General features: G+C 63.8%; 26 protein-coding genes. All 26 read right to left on the bottom strand.

The window, feature by feature from the left end:
• Positions 1–8 precede the first annotated feature (8 nt).
• Positions 9–641 (bottom strand): hypothetical protein, encoded by a 633-nt coding sequence (locus ACBR42_RS14260; RefSeq protein WP_371208441.1) that lies wholly within the window; start codon positions 639–641, stop codon positions 9–11.
• A 2-nt stretch (positions 642–643) separates the two neighbouring features.
• Complete coding sequence (locus ACBR42_RS14255) at positions 644–2917, bottom strand: type IV secretory system conjugative DNA transfer family protein (RefSeq protein WP_371208440.1); 2274 nt, start codon at positions 2915–2917, stop codon at positions 644–646.
• Between the two features lie 2 nt (positions 2918–2919).
• Entirely contained in the window at positions 2920–3357 is a 438-nt protein-coding gene (locus tag ACBR42_RS14250; RefSeq protein ID WP_371208439.1) for a hypothetical protein, read from the bottom strand.
• A 31-nt stretch (positions 3358–3388) separates the two neighbouring features.
• On the bottom strand, positions 3389–3784 hold the full coding sequence (locus ACBR42_RS14245; protein ID WP_371208438.1) for a hypothetical protein: 396 nt from the start codon (positions 3782–3784) through the stop codon (positions 3389–3391).
• Positions 3781–4029, bottom strand: a complete 249-nt coding sequence (icmT, locus tag ACBR42_RS14240) for an IcmT/TraK family protein (protein WP_225063057.1) — start codon at positions 4027–4029, stop codon at positions 3781–3783. The genes ACBR42_RS14245 and icmT overlap by 4 nt, the downstream gene beginning before the upstream one ends.
• A gap of 2 nt (positions 4030–4031) precedes the next feature.
• Complete coding sequence (locus ACBR42_RS14235) at positions 4032–5150, bottom strand: type IV pilus twitching motility protein PilT (RefSeq protein ID WP_371208437.1); 1119 nt, start codon at positions 5148–5150, stop codon at positions 4032–4034.
• Positions 5147–5491, bottom strand: coding sequence for a hypothetical protein (locus ACBR42_RS14230; protein ID WP_371208436.1), 345 nt, complete (start codon positions 5489–5491; stop codon positions 5147–5149). The genes ACBR42_RS14235 and ACBR42_RS14230 overlap by 4 nt, the downstream gene beginning before the upstream one ends.
• 16 nt (positions 5492–5507) lie before the next feature.
• On the bottom strand, positions 5508–6668 hold the full coding sequence (locus ACBR42_RS14225) for a hypothetical protein (RefSeq protein ID WP_371208435.1): 1161 nt from the start codon (positions 6666–6668) through the stop codon (positions 5508–5510).
• On the bottom strand, positions 6665–7603 hold the full coding sequence (locus tag ACBR42_RS14220) for a type IV secretory system conjugative DNA transfer family protein (RefSeq protein WP_132307107.1): 939 nt from the start codon (positions 7601–7603) through the stop codon (positions 6665–6667). The genes ACBR42_RS14225 and ACBR42_RS14220 overlap by 4 nt, the downstream gene beginning before the upstream one ends.
• Positions 7596–8039, bottom strand: coding sequence for a DotD/TraH family lipoprotein (locus ACBR42_RS14215; RefSeq protein ID WP_371208434.1), 444 nt, complete (start codon positions 8037–8039; stop codon positions 7596–7598). Before ACBR42_RS14215 ends, ACBR42_RS14220 begins: the two co-directional genes overlap by 8 nt.
• A gap of 7 nt (positions 8040–8046) precedes the next feature.
• Positions 8047–8769, bottom strand: a complete 723-nt coding sequence (locus ACBR42_RS14210) for a transglycosylase SLT domain-containing protein (protein ID WP_371208433.1) — start codon at positions 8767–8769, stop codon at positions 8047–8049.
• Between the two features lie 4 nt (positions 8770–8773).
• Positions 8774–10414 carry a shufflon system plasmid conjugative transfer pilus tip adhesin PilV gene (pilV, locus tag ACBR42_RS14205; RefSeq protein WP_371208432.1) on the bottom strand — a complete coding sequence of 547 codons (1641 nt, stop codon included), beginning with the start codon at positions 10412–10414 and terminating at the stop codon, positions 8774–8776.
• A complete protein-coding gene (pilM, locus tag ACBR42_RS14200) occupies positions 10414–10887 on the bottom strand; it encodes a type IV pilus biogenesis protein PilM (RefSeq protein WP_371208431.1) in 474 nt (157 codons plus the stop codon). Before pilM ends, pilV begins: the two co-directional genes overlap by 1 nt.
• 18 nt (positions 10888–10905) lie before the next feature.
• The gene (locus ACBR42_RS14195; RefSeq protein ID WP_371208430.1) at positions 10906–11418 is read right to left on the bottom strand and encodes a type 4 pilus major pilin; all 513 of its coding nucleotides are present in this window, start codon (positions 11416–11418) and stop codon (positions 10906–10908) included.
• 45 nt (positions 11419–11463) lie between these two features.
• Positions 11464–12588 (bottom strand): type II secretion system F family protein, encoded by a 1125-nt coding sequence (locus tag ACBR42_RS14190; protein WP_371208429.1) that lies wholly within the window; start codon positions 12586–12588, stop codon positions 11464–11466.
• Positions 12589–12656: 68 nt separating this feature from the next.
• Positions 12657–14336: a GspE/PulE family protein gene (locus ACBR42_RS14185; RefSeq protein WP_371208428.1), complete on the bottom strand. Its 1680-nt coding sequence runs from the start codon at positions 14334–14336 to the stop codon at positions 12657–12659.
• Between the two features lies 1 nt (position 14337).
• A complete protein-coding gene (gene pilO2 / locus ACBR42_RS14180; RefSeq protein ID WP_371208427.1) occupies positions 14338–15522 on the bottom strand; it encodes a type 4b pilus protein PilO2 in 1185 nt (394 codons plus the stop codon).
• 7 nt (positions 15523–15529) lie between these two features.
• Entirely contained in the window at positions 15530–16222 is a 693-nt protein-coding gene (gene pilP / locus ACBR42_RS14175; protein ID WP_371208426.1) for a type IV pilus biogenesis protein PilP, read from the bottom strand.
• Positions 16219–17655, bottom strand: coding sequence for a pilus assembly protein PilN (locus ACBR42_RS14170; protein ID WP_371208425.1), 1437 nt, complete (start codon positions 17653–17655; stop codon positions 16219–16221). Before ACBR42_RS14170 ends, pilP begins: the two co-directional genes overlap by 4 nt.
• A gap of 281 nt (positions 17656–17936) precedes the next feature.
• Entirely contained in the window at positions 17937–18737 is an 801-nt protein-coding gene (locus ACBR42_RS14165; RefSeq protein ID WP_371208424.1) for a toxin co-regulated pilus biosynthesis Q family protein, read from the bottom strand.
• Positions 18737–19720 (bottom strand): TrbG/VirB9 family P-type conjugative transfer protein, encoded by a 984-nt coding sequence (locus ACBR42_RS14160; RefSeq protein ID WP_371208423.1) that lies wholly within the window; start codon positions 19718–19720, stop codon positions 18737–18739. The genes ACBR42_RS14165 and ACBR42_RS14160 overlap by 1 nt, the downstream gene beginning before the upstream one ends.
• A gap of 41 nt (positions 19721–19761) precedes the next feature.
• Complete coding sequence (locus tag ACBR42_RS14155; RefSeq protein ID WP_371208422.1) at positions 19762–22848, bottom strand: type IV secretion protein DotO; 3087 nt, start codon at positions 22846–22848, stop codon at positions 19762–19764.
• On the bottom strand, positions 22845–23303 hold the full coding sequence (locus tag ACBR42_RS14150; RefSeq protein WP_371208421.1) for a hypothetical protein: 459 nt from the start codon (positions 23301–23303) through the stop codon (positions 22845–22847). Before ACBR42_RS14150 ends, ACBR42_RS14155 begins: the two co-directional genes overlap by 4 nt.
• An 85-nt stretch (positions 23304–23388) precedes the next feature.
• A complete protein-coding gene (locus ACBR42_RS14145; protein WP_371208420.1) occupies positions 23389–23778 on the bottom strand; it encodes a hypothetical protein in 390 nt (129 codons plus the stop codon).
• A 34-nt stretch (positions 23779–23812) separates the two neighbouring features.
• Complete coding sequence (locus ACBR42_RS14140; protein WP_225063073.1) at positions 23813–24364, bottom strand: hypothetical protein; 552 nt, start codon at positions 24362–24364, stop codon at positions 23813–23815.
• A gap of 7 nt (positions 24365–24371) precedes the next feature.
• A complete protein-coding gene (locus ACBR42_RS14135) occupies positions 24372–25601 on the bottom strand; it encodes a hypothetical protein (RefSeq protein ID WP_371208419.1) in 1230 nt (409 codons plus the stop codon).
• Positions 25602–25651 lie beyond the last annotated feature (50 nt).

The following is a 25651-nucleotide window of genomic DNA, read 5'->3' as shown; positions in this document are numbered from 1 at the left end:
GGCACGGATCAATGACATCCCCAATCCACGCCTCCATGAACTCCTGCCCTGGCACTGGAAAGCCCACCAGCAGGTCCACAATACCATCGCCGCCTGAATACGCCCGCGTCTCCCGCCGGATGCTTACCGAAGAGGAGCATGGCCAGTGTGCCGATCTTCCTGCGATACGCAGTATCGGTGGTCCGCAGATCGGCGATATGCGTCACGATGAGCGCCATAGCGCATGCGACAGGAAGGTTATAGAAGATCGGCGACTGTCCGCTCTCGCCTCGCGCAAGGATGGGCCAGATTTCATAAATGACGGCGGCCATGAATGCCCCGCCGAGAGGCGCGATGATCCTGGCCATACGGCAGATCAGCAGCGCGGTAGCCCATAGAGCCAGCAGCGCACCCGTCTGATAGGCCACGATCCGGTAAGGGCCGAACAGATGGAAAAACCCATAGATCAGGAACAGCCCGACGGGCTTCCTGTCCCAGAAGTCCACATAGGGAATGTCTCCGTGCAGGAGCCGCCCCCCGCCGAACAGATAATATTGCTCGTCCCAGTCGAGCATCGGATTTCCGAAGGTATTGATCCTCAGGGCGGCGGCAAACCCGAGCAGGAAAAGGGGTGGCAGGAAAAACTGGAAGAACGATTTCATCTTTATTTCTGGGCCGGGCTATATGAGGCCGCATTCAGTGCGGTGGCGACAGCGTTACGGGCCTGCGCCTCGCCAGCACCCATGCGGATCTCGAAAGCAACCATCGTCTCGAACAGTGCGCGGCTGATTTTCGGGTTGATCAGGTTGCCGGCGGCGTCATGGCGTCGCGGATAGGGCGTTGGCAGGTTCTGGAACAGGCAGGCAAAGGGTGCTGCCGGGACAGATGGCATTCCCGGGCCGAACAGTTCCTGCACGTCTTCGGAAGGTGTCGCCTGAACCTCTATGATTGTCGCCAGCCGGTCGAAGACTACGCCGAGTGATCCGGGCAGCGCGGGCAGGCGCGATGCGGTGACAATGTCATCGCCCGCCACGAGATGCTCCCGGATGGCGGCGTCCGGGTCCGGGGCGTTGCCGGATGTGATGGCGGATGCGGTTCGCGAGGGACGCGCAAGGGACAGCATCGGGAAGACCCGGTTGACGCCGGACGGTTTTACGCCTGCATAGAACAGGCGGGTATAAATACGCTTGCCCCGGAACAGGACGATCGCCTGCCCCTGCTGCAGGGACTGGACGTCACTCCATGATACCCGTTTGACTTCCCGGATATCGGCGCGTGTCTGGTCGGTATAGACGCCGAGCGCCGTCGACGTGTCATAGCCGGGCAGAACACTGACCTGCATCGTGCCGGCCGTCTGTTCTATCCATTCGCGCGTGGGACCGGAATCCTCAAGATTTTCGATGATCTTGAGCTTGGGGTTGCCCAGGAGCGGCACGCTCCGGTCACGCCCCAGCGTCGCGTAGAACGATCCTACTTCCTGAAATGACAGGAGCAGGCTGATATTGAGTTCACGGCCCTGCGCCATCATGACATCGAGGCCACGGGTGGCGATATATCCGCCTTCGTCGATGATGATCGGATAGGGTGTGGCGGATGCGGACGGGCGGTTGGTGACCAGATCCTCGTAACTGCCCTCCAGCGACGTGCCGAGGGCGCCTGCGAGGGCGTAGCGCAGGGCGGTAATGATGGTCTTGCCCAGCGCTGCATTGGTCGAGGTCGAATTTTCGAGCGAAGGGATCAGGACGACGAGGACACGCCGGTTGAAGATGATGTCGCGAAAGTCGATATCGGGTACCGCGCACTGGAAGATGTGGCGCAGGGTCGTGGTCATCTGGGTGAATGTCCGCGCAAAGCCGCCCACGACATAGGAATGCTGTTCGCGTACCTTGTCCTGCCCGGATGCGTCGCCCTTTTCCGATGAATACCCGCCCGTTTCCGCAACATAGGCACGAACGGGGTTGAGGAGCTGGGCGGGAAACTCCGGGGGCAGGGGGATCGTCTCGATCTTCCCCGCGGTATCATTGTAAAAGTGGAACCGGCGTTGTGCGTTTGAATGGTCGGGAGAACGCGTCAGGTCGATAAGGGACTGGATGTCGGAGAAGTTGGCCCGGATCGTCTCCGCCGTAACGGGTATGCCGCAGTGATCGCGCAGCCAGACAAAGACATGCGCCATGCTGCGGATCAGGGCATCCGCCCGATCCCTGAAGTGCTGCGAGTTGCCCCCGCCGTTTTCATCTTCTGGCAGAAACAGGGTCAGGAGCAGTTCGGTCATGCCCTCGGCATTGACGCTGCCAAAGGGGTTCCACGTATTGGTTTTCCTGTCGCCGTCCGAGACGATCAGGTTGATGATGCGAAGATTGGCCCCCATGCCCCAGCGCTGCAGGAGTGCGGCGACGGAAAAAACAAGGTTGTTCGACCCTTTCGCGTCGACAATGGTGAAGCCGCTGCCCTGCGCAAGGGCGTTGCAGAGCAGGCTGTATATGAACTGCGTCTTGCCCGATCCCGTAGCACCAGGCAGGACGGCGTGCATCGTCATGTCCTCGCCCGCAAGCCATATCTGCTGTCCGGTCGTATCATCCCAGCCGAGGAACCAGTCTCCTTTCGCGGGGCCGGGGCGCTGGACGCCGACCCGTTTCGGGTCGGGTACGGGATTGCCGTAATCCTTGCGCCGGGTATCGGCGGGCAGGCGGAGCGGCATCGTGATGGGGCGGGTCATGACATAGCCCGCATAGGCAAGTGCAAGGGGAACGATCGCGGTCGTCAGTGCGGGTGCCGCGAAAACCGTCGCGGCCATGCCCACCAGTCCGATGGCGGATGCGCCGGTCGTAAGGGCTTCCTTAAGGTGTACGCCGACGGTTCGGGTGTCACGGTAGGCGATTCCGCCGCGCTGCTCATGAAAATCCTGCGGACCGTCGATGCGACGCTGGATGACGGCCATGGCTACTGCAGCCCGAACGGGGTGTTGACGGTGGCGGGCGTGTCCGGCCGTGATGGCGCCGGATCAGACGCGTGTGGCACGCCGGGGGCGGTCGGCGGGAAGGGCAGGTCTTCCGCATGTCGTTGAGGGCCCGCGACGTTATGGGCGGGCGCGGCCGGTGGGGCGGACGGACTGGCATGGCCGGACAGGAGCCCCCGACCGAACGCCAGTCCGATGAGACAGAAGGACAGGAGGCACAGGCCAACCCCCAGACGCCTTTTTCCCGATGCCACGGGCATGTGCCGATCGGCAGGATGCGGGGTTCTGCCTGGCTTGCGGATGATCGCCGCGGCATGAATGGCGCTGCCAGCGGTCATGCCGGACTCGCACACGACACTGACGCCGCTCTCGCCCGGCATGATGGTGACGGGAGCGTCACCGTTCTTCAGAATGATGATCACAGGTCGTTCCTCTGCATTATGACAACGACTGTTATGGGGCGGGCGGTTGTGGGTGCGTTCGCGGGTACAGTGCGGTTGCATATTGATGCAGCCCCTCCAGCGGGATCGCTGAACCGCCATCGCCCACGCGACGCAGGACCTCGTCCATGCACAGCACGACAAGAGAGAGCGGGGCATGATGGATGGCCGTAAGGCGGTGCTCCGCGAGGGCTTCGGGGTCCGGCTCGATCAGCAGGCCGAAACCGTTTCCGGTCTCCCGACGCCACAGTTCTTCGGCCAGTCGGCCAAGAACCGGCAGCAGGCAGTCGGGGGCGGCGATCTGCCGGGGCGTCAGGAAAGGCTGTGCCACGCCATCCATGGTGAAGACATAACCGCGCGTCCGGATCAGATCGCTTACGGCGTCGATTACGGTTTCGATGTCGTTCATGCGTAATCCCGCCTTTTCCATGCAGGCAGGAGAGGGCGACGGGGCCCTGACACGAACACCCGGAACATGCGCCAGGCGACGGGAAGGGTCAGCCCCAGCCATGCCAGCAGACCGAAGAACGCAACGCCGATGATTGCGGTGATGAATGTCCATTCACGCATGTGGATCAGCCATAGCCCCATGGGCGCCATTGCGCGGCAGTCGATGATGAGTAATCGGACGGGGTCGGCGGTAAAGCGCCACATGATCAGGCCTCCTGTCTGCGGGCGGCGGCTGCGACCGCCTCGGTGATCCGGCCTTCACTGAAGGCGGCGTCGATCGACTGCGCGAATGTCTGTCCCGATGTCTCGACCGCCTCTCGGGTAAGTTCGGGCCAGCGTTTCAGCTCCGCGTCGAGCAGTCGGTTGCGCAAGGCGCGGGTGACGGGGAGGAATTCGCGTACGGGCGTCCGCCGGCCATCCGTGGAAGGCAGCAGGCGCTGGTTCACGATCAGCCTGAGGTTTTCGACGAACGAGATGGTCAGGCTGTCGCGCTGGTCGGCGGGACACAGGGCGGCGGAACGGCGCATGGTCGAGGCGCAGTCGAAGGTGTGCAGCGATGAGAGAAGGCGGTGGCCGGAAATGGCCGCCTGAATCGCAGCCATCATCGTTTCGGGGTCACGGCATTCGCCCACCACGATATCGCTTGGTTCCTGTCGCATCGCGGCCCGGATGAAATCCGCGAAGGTCGGCAGGCCGCGCGGGATCTCGATCTGCATGACCGTGGAATTGATGGCCGGCACAAGATCGTAGAGCAGTTCAAGGGGCGCCGAGCCCTCCACCAGATCCATATGACAGTCGGGATCTTCCAGCCGCCTGCGGTTGATCCCCCCGAGCAGCGTGGTCTTGCCGCTGCCTGTCGCGCCGCAGATCAGGTACATGCCGTTATCGCCTTCCAGTGCTTCGAGAAGACGGGGCTCGATGTTCTGGTCGCTGAGCGGGCGGGGAATGTCGACGAGGGGCCGGATCGTGATGCCAACCGCCTGTGTCGGCCCGACCAGGGTGGAGACGGCGTTGACACGGAAGGAATGGCGTCGCGCGCGCCGGTCCGCCCACACGGTATGGGACAGGTCCAGCGCCCTGGCCTGTCGCAGATGCGTAACCGCGGTGCTGTCACGAAACATGTAATTGATGGCGTCTTCCACGACACCCGGCAGCAGCACATCGCGGGTGATCGTGCGGTTGCGACCGTGGACCCTCATGACAACGGGCCTGTCGGTCTGCAACTGGATACGCGAGGCGTCCTGCCGGGCGCACCATACGAGCATCCGGTCGAGCGCGTCGGCTCTCAGTGAGACCCCGTCTTCGGGCCAGTACTGCGCGTTCATGGCGAGGGCCTCCTGCCGCCCCGGCTACCGGGACGAAGCGAGCCTTCCATGAGTTCGCAGATCCGCCGGTGCGCCTGGTAAAGCCTGCGCGGCAGTTCACGCCCGCTGCGGGGCTGACGACCTTCGCGGATGGCGCTCATATAGTCCCGCACCGGTGTAATCAGGGTTTCTGGCGCGCGTGAGACGTCGTAGCCGTAAAAAGTGCCATGTCGCGCCACATGGTCGAGCTGCGGCAGGGTCATCACCATGCTGGTGTCGAGCTGGTTGTCTTCGAGCAGATAGGTGCGCAGCACCCAGTGGCGCAGCTCGGTTACGGCGCTGCGTGCGCCGAGGAAGAGCATCCCGGTTTTCGTGTCTTCAGGCGTCATGGGTGGAAATGCCAGCCTTTACTGATTTCAGGGTGGTGAAGGTGCGACCGATACGGGGTTCCCCGATCGGGCCTCCCTGCATGCCTTCGGCCTGCCAGTGTTCGATGAGCGCCTGTGCTTCCACGCAGACAGTGGTGGACAGCACGTATGGCGCAGAGCCGTGCTGGGGGTAGGAAGGAGCCGAGAGCGCGAGCCACAGATCGCGGTCAAGGAACTGCACCGCGCAGAAGAGACCCGGATTGACGACACCGCTGCGGCTGCGGGCATGCTGCAGCAGGGTAAGCAGGGCCGGACGGCTGTATGCGTGTGCGTTCGCCATGGCGATGGCGTCATCCCATGTATTGGCGTCATGGATCCGGTGAAGATGCCGGATGAAGCGTTCGGGGGCTGCGACCGGGGCTGCTGGCGCGCCTTTCTTCAGGTTGCCTGCGACGGCCCGCGACAGGGCTTCAAGAAGGTTCTGGGCATCCTCCTTGCGGCGCTGGCCGAAGAAGGCGAACACCATGAACAGACACAGTTCGGCAGGCGGGAGGGCTTTCGGAGCGCTCCATGGCTGGCCGAGCTGACGGGCGAGGGCGTCGCGGGCCGTCTGCCCCCAGTCAGGCGCCCCGGCATCTCCCGGGCAGTAACGGTCAAGCCATTCCATGGGCCGCAGCGCCGGATCGAGGGGACGCAGTGCCCTGCCCGGCGGTGCGGGCTCGGCGAGGGGCAGTCTCCCGCCAACCCACGCCGCACCGAGGGGATGGATGCGTGCGAGCACGGCCTGCATGCCATCGAGGCCAAAACGTTCGCGGTAGCGGCTGCGGGGTGCGCGGGCGAGACAGAGCGCCGCAAGGGCAATGATGAGGACAATGGCGGGAATGCGTAGCGCCAGTCCCGTCATTGTGCACAGACGCCACAGCGTATTCCACGACACCCGCTCGGGGACGGCGTGATGCAGGCTGTCATGGATCTGGTCGTAGCGATGGGTGAACAGGCCGATGACATCGAGTTCGATATCCTGAACGGACAGGATCACCTGCGCGATCTGCGTATGGAAGCGCAACCACGCCAGAAGTGTCAGGATGACACAGGCCAGCCCCATGCCGCCGATCAGGCTGGCGGCCCGTCCATGATCCCATGCGTTGGACGAAGACGTTCCGGGCGTCACTGGCCGTCTCCCGTAACATGCCAGTGGGCACGGTTCGCATCGAGCCCGGGCTGGGTGCGGATGCGGATATCCTGCACGTTGACGCGCATGAGGTCATGGCCGCCCTGTGTCGGATGATTGAGCAGCGCCACCTGTGGCGCTTCGACCTTGCCCGCCTTCAGCAACGCCCGATAGCGCGCCATGCCGATGATCTCGCGCTCGAGGCGCGCCAGATCGTCGAGGAAGATTTCGACCGCCTGCCGTTCGCCCGCCGCGAACCCGCGGGCTACGCCCTCGCGCCAGACTTCGACTTCGTGCGTCGTGCGGGGGCGTAGGGCATCGTTGGGGGCCGACGGCATCGCGTACCGGCGCGTGAGCCATGTGCGCCACTGGGGAATGGCGGTGACGACCTGCGCCTGCCGCGTGACTTCGTATATCTGTTCGGCGAATTGTGCTGTCTGTCCCGACGGATCGAGGGCGACGGACATCTGGGCGCTGGTGACGACCGGCGGTCGCAGGAGGAGTGTGCCGTTATTGATCGGCAGCACCAGTGGCCGGAAATCAAACTCCCGGTCCAGTATGGCGCTTTCGCGTTCGAGCATGAGGTTTATGGCGTATGAGCGTGCGGCCAGACCACCCTGCGCCCCATAGGCCCACGCGGCCTGACGGACGGTATCGTCACGACCGTTTCCGGCTTCCTGTTTCGGAGAGTATCCGGGACGGATGGCCATCAGGGCTTCCATGGAGGGCGGGCGGTTCACGTCGGTGATGACCGGTGCGATGAGCGCGCCTGTCAGTGGCGTGTTGATCGCGCCCGCCGCAGCATTCTGTGTGGCGGGCATCGCTGGCACGGGCAGGTCAGCAGGACCTTTGCCCGATACGTCCGCGGCCCATGCCAAGGCCGGGAGCAGTGACAGGCCGACAAGCAGCGGCAGGGCGTGCAGGGGCTTACGCATGGCAGATTATCCTGATGGTGTGCCGGGGCACGTCGATGTCGATTTCGGCACGGGGATCGGCAGCGGCCGCAAGGTGGTCGAACAGGCGTCCCGCCGTGGTGTTGTCGTCGTCCACGCGCACCGTGATGGCATGGGCGGGGGCCGGGGTGACGGCGGCGTAACCCACCCGGCGGGCCAGTATCCTGACCGCATCGTCCAGCGGTCCGGACCAGTGCCAGCTCATGGGGCGGTTCATTTCCGCGGGCAGGACCGATCCCGGGCGCACCATCGGGAAACGGATCTGTCCGAGACCGTCCATGGTTTCAAGCAGGCCCGACATGTCCTGCGCCATGGTCGGAGTGGTCGGTGGCGGTGCGGCCGGGTGTCCGCTGCACGCGGTCAGGGCCAGTGCGGTGGCGAGCAGCGTGCAGGCCATGAAAGGGGATGATCTCATCATGCGGGGATCATCCCGCAGGCTGTTGTGGGTGCGACGCCACTACGACATTTTTCCAGACTTTCGCCTGGTAGGCCCGGTTATGTTCCGGAGTGGTGCTGTTGTAGTTTCCGACCCGACGCCAGAACTCGGCCGGGTTGGCGGGCGTCTGTCCGTTCAGGGCGCGGGCGAGTATCCATGCGCCTATCTGGATGTTGAGGCAGCCGTCATTGATGACCTGTTCGCGCGTGATCCCCATGCGGGCCAGTTCGGGAAGGTGCGTCGAATTGACCTGTGCCGGTCCCATGTCATAGCTGCCGTTGCGGTTGCCGTTTATGTGTCCGACCTGTCCTCCTTCGGTAAGCAGGATGGCGCGGAACAGCACTTCGGGCAGACGGTAGCGACCGGCCGCGTCCGAGACGCAGGCGTCGAGACCGGGAGGAAGTCTCCCCGGCGGCGCGAACGCGGGTTGTGGCCGGCCGTCATGTGACGCATCGGGCGGCGGTTTGCGCTGTTGCGCAGCGCCACTCCATCTGAGGATCCATGCCCCGGCGGCAATGTTCATGCAGATGTCGGTTTTTATGGCGTCCGGTGAAAATCCCGCCTTTTCCAGAACGGGCAGCCAGCCGGGCTGTATACCCATCGGGCCGATGCCGCCCGAATGGGGCGTGCTGCTGCTGACATGTTCCACGATCGCCAGTGGGACGCCGTAGTATCCAGCCGCCACGGCGGCACAGTCCGGAAGTGTCGTCACGGCGTCAGTTGGCATAGCTGACGGTGGCGTTCGTGGCCTGGACCGTGGCCGTCCCGTCGAGGTCGATACATACGGCCGTGCCGCCAAGAGGGTTTCTGGCGCCGCGCGAAAGTATCCAGAACACGCCGCCATCAGATGCGGCACCGGGCAGGACGCGGGTGGCGTTCGGTGTGCTATCGGCACGGCTTTCTTCGAACGTACCGGCAAGGGCGCACATCAGATGCTCGCCAAGGTTGGCGATTTCACTGTCGCCATCATTCAGTGCGTATGTGGTTATGTGCAGGCCGGCCGAGAGGGGAGTCCACAACCCGTTCAGGCAGGTCATGATGGTGCCATCCCCGGACGCCTGCTGCGCGATCATGCCGTTTGGCGAGCAGCCATTTCCGCGAACCGCGCTCCCATTGGCCGTTCCCAGTTGGACATCCTCAAGGCTCGCCGAACCGGCGACGATGTCTCCGTTGGTTCCATCCCCGTGATGGAAATACGTGGCCCCCGGAGCATTGATCACCGCGTTCTCGCTGTCGCCGCAGAACTGGACATTGCCTACCTGAAAGCCGCAACCTGGATTTTCGACGTAAAACCTGTTCTCGGTCACCATCTGGTTCCCGGACGTCATCGTATCGCTGATATAGCCATAGCCGGATGTATCGAGGTAGCCGACCACCGATCCCTGCGTGCCAACTGCCACGGTTCCTTCAAAGTAACCATCCCAGCTGTGCACACCACCGAACCAGCCCTCTGGAAGACCGTTATCCGGATCATATCCGTGGGTCCCTATATTGCCCGAAAAACGGCCGCGTTCTGCCGTCAGGTCCGCATTGCTTCCGTCGGTATGCTGCATGAAGACGCCGCCCGACGAGGGGGCACGGATCGCGGCGTTGGTGTCGTCGCCATAGACCCAGGCGTTCCCTACCTGCACGCCGCCATAGCCGCCATTGGGGTTGCCGCCTGCGAACAGGCCGCGCGTTGCGTTCACATCGTTGGCGGCATTGATGTTGTTCCCGTTCATGTCGAGTTCCGCGTTCATGGTCTGGAATTCGGGATGCCCCTGCACCTGATCGCGATAGATGTAATCGGGGTTTGTAACGGGGGCGTTCGAATACTGCAGAAGTCCGACCAGATGGCCGGCGCCGGGGTTGGGTACCGATGTCAGGGGCAGGCTCCAGCTCCCGCTGGCCCCGGTGGCGGTTGATGAACTCAGGTGGCCGAACATGCCGTCATACGGGACGTATCCACCCTGCGCCCCTGTGCCCGAGGCGATGCGGACTTCGTCCGTCCCGTTGATCGTGCTGCCGCCCTGTGATTCAACCACCACGGACAGCGTTCCGGATACGGGCTGCATGAGATAGACCGCCCAGGTCTGGCCGTATGGGTTTATGGACGTGAAGCCGGGCAGGAGATCGCTGTCGCTGACAAGCGTCGAGAGGGGAACGGAAACCGCGGAGCCGTTTACCGGAACCGAGTTTGCGAGTTCCTCGCTATGTTTGTCCGTGTATTTCTGTCCTGCTTCGAGAAGGGAGCGGAACTGTCCCGACGTGGTCGCATCGACGGAAAAGCCGGTGCCCTGCTGCACCATGGACTGGAAATGAGGCAGGATCATCATGCCTACGATCGTTGCGATCAGGACACCAACAATATTTTCCATCAGAAACCTGTTCCGGTGAAGGATACACAGGAGACGACATCGCCTGTCGGTACCGTGACCGGCAGAGGTCCCATGTTCCCGTATGAAGGGGTCTCCCAGGTGTTCCCCTCGGAGATGCCTATGCTCTGGTCGCCCGCCGCAAGACGGCGGGCACTGGAGATGGCGGATCCGGACAGCGCCATCCAGGTGACGACCTGCGTTGTCCCGGCATCGCGTGTGACGAAATTTCCGGCCGTAGAGAGGCCGGGGCCGTCTGCTGGCACGCCAATCTGGTCAAGGGGGACGGTACCGGAGAAGGCGGGATTGCGTTCGACATAGGTCTGCACGGCATCCTTGTAAGCAAGCCATGAGAGCGCGGCGGGGTCGGCTACGATGTCAGCGACCGGCCGGATCTGCCGGTTGGTGACACCAAGCCCTTGCGAGAGGGCGCCGACGATGACAAGCATCGCCAGCGCGAGGATCAGGAAAGGCATCGCGGATGTCCTTTACGCCTAGCCGTCATACTCGAAGATAATGGTCGTCGTGGCTCCGGACTCGATGGCGTTGCAGGCGTTGGCGATCTCGCTCGTCGACGAGGTATCGGTTGGGGTGATCGTCGTGCCGCCAACGGTAATGTTGGATGCGGCCTGTGAACGGACGAACGAGGCGCAGCCATCGCTCTGCACATTGGTCCACAATGCCTGCCAGCCCGCACCGCCATTGGCGCTGCTCAGGGTTACGGTGGAATTAGGCCATGGGCCCGTGATGGTGCTGCCGTCCCCGTTGGTCATGCCATGTGGGACAGCGGCGGCCTTGATCGCAACCGAATTGGAGAGGTCGGAGTAATTGGCGGCCGACATGCCGCCATGGTAGAGTCCTTCGATATTGGTGAAGAGATTGCTCTGGTAACCGGCCGCCGTTTCGGCGCTACTTTTGTGGAACAGTTCGTAGATGAGGCCCAGCAGGGCTGCGAGTGCCAGCAGGGCTGTAACGACTTTGACGACAATAGGGACAATGGTGTCCATTACGTGATCTTCCTTTCTGTATTCAGGGGTTGTTCGGGGGGGGATCTACATGCCGCCCATTGACCCGGACCCGGAGCCGATATTGCTTCCGATGACGGCAAGACCCGCTGCGAGCAGCATCATGACGATGGAGAACACGGAGCGTGCCATGTTCGCGCCCGCCAGCGCCTGCTGCTCAAGCGCGTCCGCCCAGGCACGGCTGTTGCTCAGGAGGCGCTCGTAAGCGCCCTTGCCGCCCCAGCTTGCTTCGATATCGTCGATCATTTCGGGCGACGGGAAGTTGTATCCGGTGACGGACATGGCCTCGGGAAGCGATTGTCCCCGTGGCCCGAGATTGGCGAGGATGGCTTCAAGACGTTCGCGCAGCCACGGTGTTGCGCTGTTGGCCTGGTGCTGCAGAGCCTCGGTATCGGGCATGCCGGCGCGTACCAGCGCGATGAATCCTGCCAGCCAGACATATCCCTGGACATTGCGATAGGTGGACCATGGCGGCAGATGTTCGAGAAGCAGCCGTAACGGGCCGGTCAGCCGTGTAAGACTGAACCACAGCAGCACGACCAGCACGAGCATCACGCCCCCGGATACGAAAACCATTTTTCCGGTCGCCATGCCTGAGGCGAGGACGAGAATATGAAGCGACGTATCGTCGCTCTTCATGATGGAAGATGTCGTGACGAGGCTTGGCACGACCCAGTTCGCGATGACGTAGAGGGACACGAACAGGACCCCCAGATAACTGGCGGGCTGGTAAAGGGCGCTACGAATAGCCTGCATGATTTTGCGGATGCGCGACTTGACGTCACAGACAAGGTCCAGCGCTGCAGGGATATTGTTCGCCTTATCGCCCGATACGATCATCATGTATTCATCATCGGGGACATACGGCCGGATGGCTTCGGCGAAGGAGAGACCTTTCGTGTTCATGCGCTCACGGATGCTGTCGAGAATGTTTGGCACGGAGCGTTTGCGGCGACGGCGTAGCTGACGTGCATAGAGTTCCAGCACGCTTTCCGGGGACAGCCCCCAGCCCATGCGCAGGGAAATCATCTGGTAAAGGGTCGCCCTCGCCTTCCAGTTGAAGGACAGGTTTGCGTCGAGCCATTCCGCCACGGTTGTTCTGTGGCTGGCACCTGTTGGTGACACGTCCGAATAGACAATTTTCAGAGCCATGGTTCACGGGTTCCGTCTGTTCGCCGATAATGTCGCGCAGATGGTTGTGGGTCCGGACAGGGAGGGGATCACCGTCCCGGCTCTCCCCTGACATGCCTCGCACCGGCCTCGCGTTCGGCAAGCACCACGTCGCGCGCGCGGATACGGTCGACGGTCTGTGTTACGGTGTAGGGATCGACCAGCCCTTGGAACACGCGCCCCATCGCGGTCTCGACCATGGTAGGATCGACATCTTTCCTTGCCCGGAAGCGGTGGCGCGCTACGGCTGTCCCATATTCGACGAAATCCGACATGAGCTGTTCGTCGGTCTCCACCACCTCGGCGACCGCGGTGCGTCCGGCAATGCCGGTGCCGTTGCAGTGTTCACATCCGGGTCCCATCCTGCGTATGGCGGACGGGTCGTCTCCCCATGTCAGCACGGCCTCACGGGCACGGCGGGTCATGCGTTCGTCACTGACCGTCCACCGCTGCGCGCAGTGTGGACACAGCAGCGGCAGGAGGCGCTGCGCCACGATCCCGCGAACGACCGAGGCGTTGCAGGTGATCCCGAAATTCAGGCGGTCATAATCGAGATTGCGCAGCCGGAGCGGTGCGTCGAACGGGTCGTCGACGTGAAGTGTCGACATCACGAAATGGCCGGTCTGCGCGGCTGCGAATGTTGTCAGCGCCACTTCGGCATCGCGGATTTCACCAACAACGAGATCGTCGGGATCCATACGCAGGCTTGTGACCTGTCTGGCCCTGAACGCCTGGCCCACAGCCTCGGCATCGCGACCGGAATCACCGCCCGTATTCGCGATATCGAGCTGGATGGCCCATGGCATCGGAAGTTCAACAGGATGTTCGATGGTAACCAGACGGCGGCCGGGCTGCATGTCTGCCTTGTTGCGGGCAAGCTCGAAGAGCAGGGTCGTTTTTCCCGAACCGGTCGGTCCCGTGCAGATCAGGATCCCTGATGGGGCGTTCACGATATTGAGGAGACGTTCTATCTGTTCGGGCGAAAACCCGTAGGATTCCAGCCTGAGCTTGCCCGGCGGCCTGCGCGGTGGCCTGAAATCCACCTTGATCGGGGCCGCGGGTTTCCTGGCGTATTCACCGGCTGGCTGAAGACGCAGCACCATGAACTTTCCGCCTTCCGAGACCGGGAAGCACGGGCCACGGACAATACGGACGTTGGACAGGCCCATGCCGCGCAGGACATCGCCCGCGATGCTGCCGTCCTGAAAGGACAGGTCGCTGTACGCGGTTTCACGCGATGCCCCGAGCGAATACATCGCGCGCATGAGGCGATCGGCGTAGGTATTGTCGAGTTCGAACCGGTTCGACGTGACAAGGCTGCCATTGATGCGGAACTGGATTTCCGTATGACGGTCCTTGCGCATGATGTGAATGTCGGTGGCGCGCCAGGATGCGGCTTCCCTGAGGAGGTTGAGAGCGTGGTCCCGGACTTCCTCGTCAGCAGCCTCTTCATCGTGGACGCCACCGGCATGGTGTTCATGGTCCAGCCTGTCTGTCACCGTGCTGAGTGGCACCCACTGCACCCGGACAAGACGCATGTTCTTGTGACGGCGGGTGTCATCAAGCCATTCCAGAAAGCTGGTTTTCCTTTTGAGGTTCTCGCTGGCGAGCACCACCTGATTGATCTGGTCAATATAGATCTGCCCCTCAAGGTCCCCGGGAACGACGAGTGCCTCGCCATGTCCCCGATCCTTTTTCCTGAAGAGACCGTTCAGTAGCCGTCCGGGCATATTATGGTCCTGTGTGTCGGGAGGATGGGTCGGCGGAGCTGTCGAGCATCACCTGGATCTGGTATCCGCCGGTCGATGTGTCCTTTGATCCGCTACCGGTAGAGGCGCTCACCACGCGCGCGATCTGCATGACGTGGAGACCGCGGAACTGATTCCACGGGATCGCCTGCGGATCGGTCTGCCAGGTAAAGCTGGCGGACAGGACCGGCACGGGGCCACCGGCCCCCTTGCGCGCGGCTCCCGATGACGGCTTTCCGACAGTCAGGGTCGCGCCGGCCTTCTGGATGAAGGCGAGGAACTGGCGTTCATCCAGCGTCGGGGCCGGCAGGGCCGGGTCTGCTGGAGGAACACCAAGGAGAATGTGACTTGCGACCGTATTGCCGCTGTCCTGTATTTCACCGGCTGGGGCAGAGGCGAGCGTGCCGCCACTGCGCTGCCAGGTGACGGTCAGGCCATGGTCGAGACATTCCCAGTGCCCGAGTGTCCAGCCGCGGGCGAAGACCGGGAATGAGTGCGCAGCCCGCAGGCAGGTACCGACCCAGTCGGCGGGAGCAATCGGCGGCGGCGGCCTGAACGGGCGCGTGGTGTGGTTGAGGCTTTTCTGTGCGGCAAGACGGACGGCTTCCATCCGGTGTTGCTGGACGATGCGGGCCACCTGCAACACGACCAGGACGGAGACAAGGACGGCCGAGGCAGTAATATAGTAGGGCCGCAGGGATATTGACCGAAGGGCGATCGGCGCGGCGGGCAGTGCTTTCTGAAGCGTCGCGAACTCGTCTTCCGACAGGATGCCTTCACGGGTGAATGTGTGCCCTGCGAAAGACGTCCGGACCGCGTCGATCTCCGCGCTCGTGTAGATCCCGTCCGAACCGAGCAGCGGTATCCCGGCATCATCGGTGGCGATCAGCCAGTGCTGGTCGGGGCCGACTTCATATTCGCCGAAATACTGCGCGCCAAAATGGTCCGCGACGGACAGGAGCAGGCTGTCGGGATGGATCCTGTCGCGCTGCTGGTCCAGCCTGAGATACCCGATCCGGTTGGGTAGCTGGGCAGTACGCACGAAATGCGTCATGTCCATCGCCAGCGCATCACGCCGGATGGTGCGGAAGGAAGGCTTGCGCGGATACTGTTTCCAGCGCAGGTCGCCACACCAGATCCGCGCCCCGTCCTTGATGAAAAATCCCACGGTGACCTCAGTGCATTACAGGATAGGATGGAGGTATGGACGGCACGGGCGGGGGGGATGGTACAGGATGGCGTGCTGGCGTGGATGACGCGGCCGGCGCCGGGGTCTCGCCACTCTCAAAACGCAGGGGGCGGATGGTTCCGTCCGCCTGGGTGTAGACCCCGCCCTGCGATACGATGACCACCGATGATCCGTCGGGCAGGGTTGTCCCGCGACGGACTTCCATGGAGCCGCCATCAGGGAAAATCAGGTCGGCGCTGTAGGTCGCGCCGTCCCACATGATCCCCGTGACGACCGGCGGCTGCGGGGGCGGGGGAGGCGCTGCGACCGGCGTGGCCGCTTTTGCGGCCTGCGGCGTTGGCGTATCCATATGATGCTGCGGCATGGCCGGTTGCGGCGGTGCCATGACGCGGCTGGCGACCGCGGGATACGCGACAGGTGCTGCGACGGAAGCTTTCTCCTGTTTCCCTGAAGCGCGCCGGTTGGCCTCCTCGATCTTGGCTGCGGCTTCCGCAACCGACGTCTCCTGCTGCATGGTCAGGATGCAGGCATTGTTCGTGTCGATCTGCTCCTCGGTCAGGACGCCGCCGACGGGCGGTTGCGCGAGGTGGAGGGCGCATGAGGGCAGCGGGATATCCGCTGCGGGACAGGTCGCCGGAAGGGCTGCCATCATGGTCGCCGCCAGAAGGGTCCTCTTCATAGCGTGTGCGCCTCCACGGTTACGACGACATGGGTTTTCTGGACCACGGCGTCCCCGCCGCCGCCGAAGAGCCAGTTCATTGCGGAGCCCACGCCGTTGCGGGTGCGCTGGGTGGCGTCGTCGACGTAGCCGCTGAGGACGAGGGTCGAATTGTTCTGGAGCGTTACCGTATCGTCGAGCGAAGTGCTCGACGTCTTGGGCGCCTGAATGGAGGACCCGTTACTGGTGATCGTGGTGATCGACAGCAGTGTCTGCAGCAGGAAGTTCACATGAAGCAGGATGCGGTTGTCGATGACCTTGGGCGTGACCGACCCCATAAACCCGGACATGACGACGCCGGGAGAGAGGGTGCTGGATGACCCGGCATTGGTGGCGAGCATGGAGCTGGAGTTTTCAAGATAGGTCGTGTTGATCCCGTTCTGGAATGGCGCCACGAGCCCATTGGTGGTGACGACCGAGCGGTCATACTGTTCCGTGACATTGCCGATCTGCTGGAGGGCCTGCACCACCACCTTCGAGCCCGAGAAAAGGCCACCGGTCCCCTTGCCGGTATCGAGGATGGAAGCGCCGAACGAGAAGGGCGTGTCGGAAGTCTGCAATGCGGGGATGGAGGCAGGCGTTGAGGTCAACCCGACCAGTCCGCCATGAGAGGTGAAGGAGACCTGGGGACTGAAGCCGTAATTGCTCTCGCGCGAGACCTTCACGGTGTAGACATGGACCTCGACCGCGACCTGCTTGAGCATATTGTCGCTCAGGGCGTGCACCCAGTCCTCGACGCGCGCGATCTGGTCCGGCGTGCCCGTTACAGAGAGCGTGCCAAGGCCGTCATCCGCGACCACCTGTGCCCCGTTCGAGACGGTCCGAGCGGTTTTTTCGAGATTCTTCCAGCGATCGGTCTTCGTCTGGGTGTAGATGCCACCCATGCCCATGGACTGACCGGACGAACCGCTGTTGCCGCCCATGCCTCCACCGCTACCCATGCCGCCCGAAGACATGCCGCCGCCCATACTCCCCATGCCGCCGCCCATCCCGCCGGATGAACCGCCACCGCCGCCCGTATAGGCGATGATGGAATTGCTCGACGTGGTTTCGCCCGCGAATGCAGGAATGGGGAAAGTCCTGGTCTGGTAGCGGAAGAACTCGATATGGTCGTCGGCCCAGCGCTGCGAGATGCCGAAGCGTGTGGCGATCGTCTGGAACAGTCCTTCACGGGTGCCATGATAATCGAACCATGTGCCGCTCCGGCTCCAGCTCGAACTGCCACTTCGGGCAGCACTGCCCGAACCGCGCGTGGCGCTGGCGGCCGTCGTCGCACCCGGGGGCGGGGGGAGTGTCGTCCCGTTGAACGCCACCGGCATGGCAGTGGCCATGGTTTCCCCGCCGCTGTCATCGGCGTCGGCATCCGGGGCTATCCTTACAGGGATTGCCGTCACCCGGCTTGCGGCCATGACGAGATCGCGCAGCGACATGGGGCGTGCGAACGTCAGGCCGGCCGGTCGCAGCAGGGTTTCGGGCACCGGGTCCACGTCCCGGATGCTGTCCCCCAGAAGCCAGGGCTTGTCGCTGAATGTGACGACCGGCTGGTCAGGGACGTGGTTTTCTCGCGCGAACCTGCGGATGTCATCTTCGCTTCGGTGCGCGGTGTTGAAATCCTTGCAGCCGGCGAGAAGGGCAAGAAGGGCGCAGGATCCGACAAGGGTGCGGAACGGTTTCATTATCGGCTGTCTCCGCCCGGGGATGTGACGACCAGCATGCGGTTCGAGGCATGGAAGTCGGCGTGAATGGATTTGCCTTCGTCCGAGATGGTGCGCACCACGTCGCCCATGATCTTGACGAAGTCGCCGGTAAACGAGGTCATCGCCGGTACGGTCCAGTTCAGGGAATGCGGCCAGATGACTTTCCATCCGGCGCGGTCGCCCCATGCGATCATCTGGTCGCGGATGGGCTGGCCTTCGACAAGCGACCAGATTTCGACAGGCGGCGCGGCGGGTGCTGTCGGTGTTGCGACCGAATGACTGACCGGGTGGCTCGCCATACCGGCCGGTCCTGCCCTGGGGATGCGCAGTGTCAGGGCGGAGCCTGCGCGCAATGTGCAACTGCCCACGCGCTGGAGGGCGCCGTCTTCGTCATGGCCGTAAAGACAGGTTGCATCCGCGTCATCGACATCGAGTTCGAGCAGCAGGTTCTGGCCGACCGGCGAGACGGCGTATCGCACGCCGTGGGCGCCCGGATAACGCATGCCTTCCGGTGAGATGGCAAAGCCGCGCTCGCGTAGTGTGTCGCTCAGCAGGATCTGTGCGTGGTCCGTATCCGGACCCGAATACGGCACAAGCTGGATCGTCGACTGGGGCGCGTCCATGCTGTTGGCAAGAATATCGGCAATAAAGACGGTCAATGCCGACGTATCGCGAAACGTCGCGCCCGAAATATGGGAGGTCGCGTCAGGGGCCTGCCCTGCGCAGCCGCCGAGGGCTACGGCAATGGACAGGCCGGCGGCATGATGGCGCAGTCGCATTACTGCTTTCCTCCATGGACAATGCGGATTGTGGGGGAACCGGCTTCCCGTCCGATGAGCAGGGCATCATCGACGGGCCGGTTGACGATGTAGGAATCTCCGGTCGTCGCGTAATCCTGCACGCCTGATGCCTGCGGGGAGACGATGACCAGGCGGGGCGCGGCATTGATGCCCCCCGGTGGAAACTGGATGTATGTCCGGCCGCCGTCGCGATACACGCGCATGGGCTTCCATGATGGTTCCGCACCGCTCATGCGGTAGGAAAAGTCGGGAGGCGACCTGTCTTGTGTCCCGCTGGCGGGTGTCCAGGCCGGTTCCGGCTGGGAAACCGGATCATTCGCGCCATAGGCAAAGGCCACCGTCCGCATGCTCGGTGCATGGGGTGTGAGGCGCAGGATGTAGGAACGCCTGTTGGTCACAAGTCGCAGGACGGCCCCGGTCGCCTGTGATGTCGCTGAAATGGCGACTGCCCAACCTGCGTGCACGCCCTTCGTGCCGCGCACCACATCGGCCCGCCAGCCGGCACTTCCGGTCAGTACTGCCGCATCCTGCGATGCCGTCTCGCCTGCCTGCAGCCGCACAATGCACAGATCGCCCGCCGCACAGGTGATGACAGGAGAGCCATCCGCATAGGCGAACCATACGATACCGCCCTTGCCGTAGACGGGCGCGGGATCGGGACGGGCAGCCTGCGGCGTGGCGGCCCGCGCAGGCAGCGCGGGTGATGCGGATGGCGCGGCAGCGGGAGCCGTCTTCGCCAGTGCCGCTTCGGCCGCGCCGGGTGGGGCCGCTACCGGGGATGGCACGTCCAGCCGTTGGTTCAGGCTCCCCATGAAACTGTGAACGCGGTCGATACTGTGCTGGAGCGCCAGTTCGGGCGAAGGCAGTCCCGGTGTGGTCACATCGACGGGCGCCGTGTCCGGATGCGCCGCGCATCCGGCAAGGAGGGGCAGCGCCGCGAGCAGAAGGTGGTTTCGTTTCATGAAGACAGTGTCACGGCATCGTTTGTGGGTCCGGACATGCGTCACGCTTTTTCTTCGCGGATGACCGTGCCCAGCCCCGTGCCGTTGATGATTTCGCAGGCCAGCTCGCTTACGACGCCACCCATGGCCACCGTCGCCGTCTCGCCCTGTCGGGTCCGGGCCTGTTTCCGGCGCTCGATCTCCGTCAGGGCCGTGCCGCGCGGGAAGACCTGCGCCAGTCTGCGGCGGGCTTCGGTCGTGCCCAGTGCGTCATAGACCCGTCGACGCAGTGCCGTATCCTCGGGCGTGGTTGAAAGCGCCCAGAGTTCGATCGGTCCCATGAGGTTGAGGACATGCAGTTCGTACCATGCGCCATGCACGAGGATCTGCAGGAGCAGCGGAGATCCGGCCCCGTCCTGTCGCGGGCCGGTGAGGCCGGTTTCAACGATCTGGTGGCCAGCGGGTGTCAGGCGGAAGGTCTCGGCAATTTCCGTGGCTTCGTCCGGGTTGGCCGCGCCAAGGATGAAGCGTCCGGTGGAATGCTGGATGAGATAGGTCCCGAAATCGCCGAGTTTCTGGCTGGCGAGCCCGATTTTCACGTTGAGCTTGGCCGCGCGGCGGGCAGCTTCCTCGAACTGGCGCTGGATGAGTGGCGCACCCGCCGTACGCTGGAATTCATCGCAGCCGATGCGCTTGAAGGATTCACGGAATTCGCGAAACCGCCGTTCGTGATGGGCGCGCACATGCTCGGGGACGTCATGGGCTTCATCGGGGTCGAGGAAGAAGTTCCGGGCCATGATCTGGAAGCCAAGCAGGAACATGAGTTCCGTCTGGCGCTGGGACTCCCCGTGCCCTTCGGGTGCGACGCGGGCAATATCCACCACGATGATGCGCGCATCGCCAAGATCCAGCCTGGTCGGCTGGTTCAGGGTGGGATAGCGGCTGATGAACGAAGTGATGTAGCGGTGGAAGAGGTCGATCGAGTTTTCCTGTCCGCCTGTCGGATTGGGCTTTTCAAACGGAATCCTGATCCGGTCTTCGCGTATGGCGTCCAGCAGGTCCGCCATGACGGGCACCGCCTGCTGGGTCGCAAAGTGTGCGAACCGCATGTCACCGGCCTGCGCGAAGGCGTCGGCGATGTCCCACCATGTCGCGTATTGCGCGACGTCGATGCGCAGGCTGGCGAGGCGTGCGTCCACGTCGGGGCGCATGCCGGCGCGGTACATCCTGGGCCTGACCGACGGCCCTTCATCGGAATAGAGTTCATAGACACAGGTGATCACCGCCGAAATCAGCTGGTTCATGCTCTCGAATGCCTTGCCATCCAGCGGGGTGCAGACCAGCGAGAGGAAGTTTTCGAGAAACGTGCGATGATAGCTCAGGGGTTTGCGGCAGCACGCCTCGGTGTCGAAGATGTTGTAGGCGTGGTCGGCGATGAGCTGGAAGGGAACGTGCACCGCGAGGTGGCGGTCCTCGGGGCGCAGGCCATTGATCGCCATGTCGACAAAGCCACTGGTTGAATCCCCGACATCGAGCTTGCCGATCATGGGGATGCGCGGCCCTTCATCGCTCATGCTCGCATTGCTGAGCAGCGTGCCGAGAAGCAGGGCGTTATCGAGGACCGACTTGCCGCGACGGGAGGGGCCGACGAAAAGGTCGAGCACCGCGCCCCGTCCGGCGCCGGATGGGTCAAAGAAAACGATCTTCCCGTCCGCCGCACGGAACATGATCGCGCCGTCGCGCCATGGCGAGGCCTGCCGCGCCCACGGCATCAGGGTAAGGGCTTCGGTCAGGGGGGCCGCCGTTGGTGGCGCGGTTGAGGCGATCGCGAGCCCCGGCGATGAGGACATGACACCGGCAAGGGGGTCGCCACATACCCGTGTCGCACTGGCGCCGCCCCATGCCCCAATGGCCTGCTGCAGCCGTGAAGCCCTGATCCCGAGGCGTTCGTCGTCCCCCGTGCTGGCCCGCGTGGCAAAGGAGACGCGGAGCCTGGTGATCGCCTCCCCCTGTCGCGCGCGGATGGCGTCAAGTTCCTGAAAGGCGATGTGGATGGCCCTGTTGGTGCCGAATTTGAGAAAGGTGGCGATCGCGGCCTTCCAGTTCATGTAGCCGGGGCGCGCGCCCTCGATCAGCGCGCCCATCCGCCACGGCATCCTGCGCTGGGCCATGCGCGCGGCCAGTTCGGTGAACGGCGCCAGCGTATTGGGGTCCGGAGCGCGGGTCATGTCGACCGGCGTCCAGTCATTCACGCCGATGCGGATCGTGGAAAAATCCCGCGTATAGGCATCGTCAAGGAAAAGCTGTTCGCGCAGCGGCGGCCAGAGCATGTCTGAAATGTCCGCCGGCCTGTCCTCGTCGGGAATATGCTGCGGGGGACGGTCCAGGGGTGTGGACGGTGTCCATGTGCTGCCCGCCGTTTCGGGAAGGATTTCCTCACGGATCGCACGCAGCCCGTCGCGCGGCGGGAGTTCGTCCACCAGGACGTCACGTTTGGACATGGCCTCCATGACGCGACCGACGAAGGCTGTATGGATGGTTGCCAGTTCCGGGTTCGACAGGCAGGGGTTCTGCGCGTCACCGATCGGGGGAAGCATTGCCGTGTCGCGCTTCTGGCGTCGCGCGGCCAGCTTCTGTTCGGGGCGGGAAAGGCGGCCGGGGCGTGTCCATAGTACGAGCCATATGCGTTCCTCGCGCATGTAAGGCGTGAGCACGCGGGCGCGTTCGGAGAAGATATCCTCGAAGCCGGCGTTCAGTGCGCGGGCGATCGCGCGCCGGTCGGCAAGGTTGCGCTCCACCACGTCATGGGCGGCATCCGGATCGGCGGCGTAGCAGAACTGCAGGGCATGTCCGGGTTCGGTAAACAGGCTCACCAGTTCGTCGCGAAGCCCCCTGGCCGCGTCGATGATGTCCTGTTTTGTCGCCAGCCTGCGCAGGCCGCCGATGCGCAGGACGGTGGCGTAATCGCCACCGAAGGTAATCAGGCCACTCCCGTCGCATGTCGCGAGGTCGCAGAACGATGTGAGGTCGCGGCGGAATACCCGCGACAGGCTGGCAAGAACGCGCAGTATGGCGCCCGTCGGGGACGCCGTCCTGCGTAGTGGCATGTCGCGGCGGCCGACTTCGTGTTTCTGCGTTCGTGTTTTCATGAGCCCGTCGCCTGATCATGGAGCGTGCGGAGATAGAAGTCGGGGTCCGTGCCGAACCATGTTCCGCGCATGAGGATGCGCAGTCCCGACATGCCGTTACGGGCGTCGAGATCGGTGGACGGGGTGCGTGAGACCACCCGGCGTAGCGTGGCCGGTGAGTCCGTGCCGAAGCGTTCACGGGCCTCTGCGCGTAATGCATGGAGTTCGCCGAAAGTGCGGCTGGCGTGGTCTGCTGCCATGCCCATGCCCGCTACGTCCGTTATTTCGGGATGTTTGCGGGCCAGATGGATGGCGCTGACCAGACGGCCCAGAACGCCCTGATCCATCTGTGGCAGCCATATGAGGGCCGCTACCGTTTCAATGTCCGGCTCATCAAGGGCGTAGGCGGGCGCGCAGGTCAGGCACACGACGACATGAGCCACGGCGACACGGGCGTCGAGGCGACCGCAGCACATGCAGCCCTGTCCCGGCCTGATGCCCTGTGTCGAGAGTCTGAGGGCGCCTTCCGGCGCCCTCGCATGTATCACAGGATCATACATGTCACTGATCGAACAGCATCTGCTTCTGTTCGCCGGTAACCGCGGGAGACTGGTCGAAGAGGGTAAATGTCGCGGTCTTGGCGAGGAACGGCAGTGTCAGCAGCAACCCGCCGCAGACCAGACCGGCAATGACCATGCCCATCCGTATGCCGGAATTGGCGTTGCGCTGGTGCTGGTACCACGAGAATACGGAGATCGCGAGGAGCACGCCGCCGCCGATCCAGCAGACCATGTTCAGCAGGTAGCCCCACGCCGTAATGATATGGGCACTTGCGGTCTGCGCCATCTGGTCGATGGCCTGCGCGTGCGCGGCTGTCTCGGCCAGATGGAGTGCGATGAGGGAAACGCCGAGGATGGAGGCCAGTTTTCGTGCCTGATGAAGTCTGTTCATGGATGATTCACCGTGTGGATGTGGCGGAGCGTTTTCATGACGATGTCAGGTGCAGCTCTTTGAGGAGCATGGGGCCGATGACGTCCGCGTTCATGACAAAGAAGCCACCGGCCAGCATGACCATGTTCAGGCCGGTGGAGGAGTTGTTGATGCCCCGGGCGCGTCCGACCTGCCGGATGATCGCGAAGTAGACGATCAGCGCGCCGTAGCTCATGAAGTAGAACCGGAAGAGATGCAGGATTGCCGTAAGGACCTGTACCGGGCCGCCGGTAACGGCGCTGGTCAGGGCGTCGATGGATACCGCGGCGGGCGCGTTGCCACCCGACAGGGAAGCCGTGCTGTCGAAGCCGAGGGTCTGGTTGCCCATGTTCAGGAACTGCGGGAAGGACAGGAAGGTCGCGCCCGCCAGAATCATGAGTTCGGGCACGAAGGGACGGCTGGCCAGTCCGTTCGCCTGCGCCGAGCGCTGGTAGATCCCGTAGACGCCACCGATCAGGAATCCGCTGCCGCCGACGTAGCAGAACATCGGCAGGAGCCATTCCAGCGCCGAACCGATATCCGCAATGAAGTTGAACAGTCCCTGCATGGGACGATTACCGGATCACGCCATGATCGGTCTGGACCACCCAGCCGTTGCGCTCCTGGCGGACCGTGGAAACCTTGCCCCACGCTCCGAGATCCGTGCCGGGTTCCACCCGGATCGGGCTGCCTTCCGGCCCCGTCAGGATGGCGATGTCGGGGGCTGCCGCCTGCACCGTGTAATGCGGCAGGGAAACCGCCGGTGCGGCGGGGGCTTCATGGTGTGCGCTTTCATGGCGCGCGGGCTTCTTTTCCGGTGCGGGGGATGCTTTCGCGGGGGGCGCGGCACCTGCCGGTGCTGCGGCCTCGGTCGCGGGAGCCGGCGCGGGCTGCGGTTGCGCCCTGCTGGCCGCCTGTTCATGAGCCTGCGTTTCCAGCATATCCTGGCGGTGGCGCAGTTCATCAAGACGGCCACCGAATTCGCCGATGCTGGTCGCCAGTCGCTCTCCCATCGCCTGCTGCGTGGTGTCGAGCTGATGTTCAAGGGCGTCCACATGGTCGGACAGCTCTTCCATCCTGTGACTTACCTCCACGAGAAGGCGATCCTCGGCGCTCGGCTGCGTGGGGGCGGTGGAGGGTGCTTCGACCGCTGGCTGCGTCGGGGGTGCTGCAGGCAGGGCAGTGACAGGAGCAGACGGCAGGGCGGGGGGCTGCGGCTGTGCTGGCTGCATGGCGACATTCAATGACGTCGGCAGGGCCGCGTCAGATATCCCCGCCGGCGCCGGCGCCGGGGTCGCCGGGATGCCTGGAGGATGGGCAATGGCTGCATTCCGGGGCAGGGTCGGCGGCTGCACGGGGCCGCCCTGCGCCGACACGCCTGCTGCTTCAAGCTGGGGCGGCGAAATGGTTGCCGCGCGGGCCGATGCCGATGCGGGATTGAAGGCCGGGCCGCTGGAATGCGCAACCTCGTGCGTGGCAGCGAACGGCAGGCTTACGCCCTGACGCATGGCGACAAAGCCCAGAAGGGCTGTTGCGCTGATGGCGACTGTCGCACCGGTATAAAGTGTCCTGCGCGAAATGCCGGGTCGTGGGGCCTGCGCTCCGTCCTGCGGGACATGTCCCCGTGCGGTCATGACCTGTGAGGGGGCGGATTGCGTCTGCGTGCCGGTATTGTCCGGCTGCCGAAAGCCCGGCTGCATGGGCGGGGGCTGGGCGTCGGAACCGCCCGTTGGTGGGGCTGCGGGCGTGCGGAGCATCGTGACCGAGCCGCCGTCATTGTCCTGCATGAGTGCGCTACCTTTCATGGGGTATCTCTCCTTCTCACCCCATTGTGGGATGTCCGGTTGTGGGTGCG

It is taken from the genome of Komagataeibacter sp. SM21, assembly GCF_041402665.1.
Lineage (GTDB): Bacteria > Pseudomonadota > Alphaproteobacteria > Acetobacterales > Acetobacteraceae > Komagataeibacter > Komagataeibacter saccharivorans.
The sequence above is the reverse complement of the archived record's forward strand: the minus strand, read 5'-3'. Positions and strand labels throughout refer to the sequence as shown.